Genomic DNA, 1,951 nt, shown 5'->3' with positions numbered 1-1,951 from the left:
GACGGGGACAACGGCCTTCGCCGTGTTCTTTCTTTACCCCGCGTATGTGTTGACCATCCTGAAAGTGGACATCGGCGACCTTCAACGTGTCCCTGTTTTTGGAACCGACCCGCTCGGTTCTAACGAGAAGAGCGTCAATGTCACTGTCACTCCTTCCCCTATTCCGGGAGGTGGATCTGTAACGCTCGCTCTCTCCACCTTGACCGGAACGGGAGCAGCAACCTTTGACGACGGTTCGACGACGAAGACGATAACACAGACCACCACAGTGAAGGTCCGGGGCACCACCAACAGCAGCACGAAGGACAATCTAAAGCTCGCAGCGCAACTCGCCGGAACTGGGTGTGCCAATGATGTTTTCACAGTAAGTACCTGGCCATACGAATTTCGGAACTAAAAAGCCAGAATGACCATTTTGGACTCGCAGTTACGATGTCGTGGAAAAGCGAAAGCGGGAACCTCGCCCATCTTGGCAATGTCGAATTGCGGGAGTACGTGACTTATCCACATCCAGGCGCAAATCCGCCGTTCACGGTTCATGGGGCCGACCCGACAATTACACCCAGTCCACCCATGCCTGGCACTTGCGGGGGTGCAGGCTATGATGACAGTCACGATTACCAACCCGCGTGGGTTGATTATTCCACCAGCGCCACCGATTACATGGAATCCAGTCAGGACTACCAGTTCCGGGACAAGGTTCTCAACACAAGTTGGAGCGACAGGGTGTTGGCTACATTTACCGTCAAGAGAGAAGTCATCAATAATCCTGGCGCAACATACAAGTTCAAGACCTCGAAGACCGGAACCGGCGGTTTCTCTGAGTCTTGCACAGAGACACCATGAGCGAAAAAGGAGCGGACCATGTCCCAGATAAGTTTCTGCGTTGTAGCGGCAGTCATGCTAGCGGTGACGGGAGTGTATGAAGTGAAAGGCGAATCATCTCCGCAAACAGGCCTACTGCTTAAGGTTCACAGTTCGAATCTGCGTGGGACGACAACAAATGAGTTTGCTGTAAACGAGCCAGTGTGGCTTTCCGTCGGACTGGTCAACACGAGTGCCGCAGCCATCACCGTCTGGGTTGACGGGGACGAAAGCAGAGGAGTCACCTGCCGACCGGTCCACGGCCATGATGCAAAGGCCAGAGTCCTTCGCAAGGATGTTCCTTTAGAGCGGAATTTCAAGCAAGTGGTTGTAGCTCCAGGAGAAGAGATCCCAGCGGAAGTGCTGATGAACGATTTCCTGCAGGTTCATGACCAGGGTGCGTTTTCCATCGATTGTGAGATGGGAGTAAAGGACGGGACAGGGACGCCCTTCCTCGTCAAGACAATCGTGCCCTTGCAGTTCATCAACGGGCTTGCCACACAAGAGATCAGCACGCTAGTTGATCAGTTGCAGCAGCAGTTCAACTCAGGCGACGAGACGATGCGTGTTCGTGTGGTCAAGAGTTGTAGTTCTCTTCCCCCATCTGCAGTAATGGGGGTTCTGGCGAAGGCAATTTCCGACAACAGCGAACGAGTCGAACTTGCCGCACTGAAGGTTCTTTGTGCAATGACGGTGCCCAGGGAAGAAGTAATGCCGTTGCTTCAGAAAGCGGCACAGAGCGAAAAAGAATCTGTACGTCGTCGGGCAGCAATGGACATGGAAAAACACGAGATGCGATGAGTACTCCGGTCCTGGGTGACATCATTCACCTGGTCGCATTCACTCATCCTACGCTCCGCGCCCGTACACGAAAAATGCGGGGCATTTTTCGCGCCGGGCGCTTCGCTCTAGCCTACGTGCCGCAGTCGCGGCATTCCGGCTCTACCCTCCGGCCCTTGCACGGCGTCTGCTTACGCACACGCCGCGCCAGGGGCCTACGGGAGCGGTGTCGCTGACGCGACCTCGTTTACTTGTCGCTTACGCCGGTGGTCGAGTAGGCAGAGGGGCTTGCGCCCCTCCGCCTCTC

3 protein-coding genes are annotated in these 1,951 nt (G+C 55.3%); all 3 read left to right on the top strand.

Annotation, left to right across the window (positions count from 1 at the left end; genetic code table 11):
* Positions 1 to 397: hypothetical protein (locus QME66_13615; protein ID MDI6809983.1), on the top strand; the 397-nt coding region annotated here is incomplete at its 5' end.
* A gap of 35 nt (positions 398 to 432) precedes the next feature.
* Positions 433 to 846, top strand: coding sequence for a hypothetical protein (locus QME66_13610; GenBank protein ID MDI6809982.1), 414 nt, complete (start codon positions 433 to 435; stop codon positions 844 to 846).
* Positions 847 to 864: 18 nt separating this feature from the next.
* Entirely contained in the window at positions 865 to 1,665 is an 801-nt protein-coding gene (locus QME66_13605; GenBank protein MDI6809981.1) for a HEAT repeat domain-containing protein, read from the top strand.
* The last annotated feature ends 286 nt before the right edge of the window (positions 1,666 to 1,951 follow it).

Source organism: Candidatus Eisenbacteria bacterium (assembly GCA_030017955.1).
GTDB lineage: Bacteria > Eisenbacteria > RBG-16-71-46 > JASEGR01 > JASEGR01 > JASEGR01.
The sequence above is the reverse complement of the archived record's forward strand: the minus strand, read 5'-3'. Positions and strand labels throughout refer to the sequence as shown.

What these genes read in the sequence shown, in the direction of transcription:
- QME66_13610 (MDI6809982.1), top strand. Translation starts at nt 433, where the DNA reads ATGTCGTGGAAAAGCGAAAGCGGGAACCTCGCCCATCTTGGCAATGTC.
- QME66_13605 (MDI6809981.1), top strand. Translation starts at nt 865, where the DNA reads ATGTCCCAGATAAGTTTCTGCGTTGTAGCGGCAGTCATGCTAGCGGTG.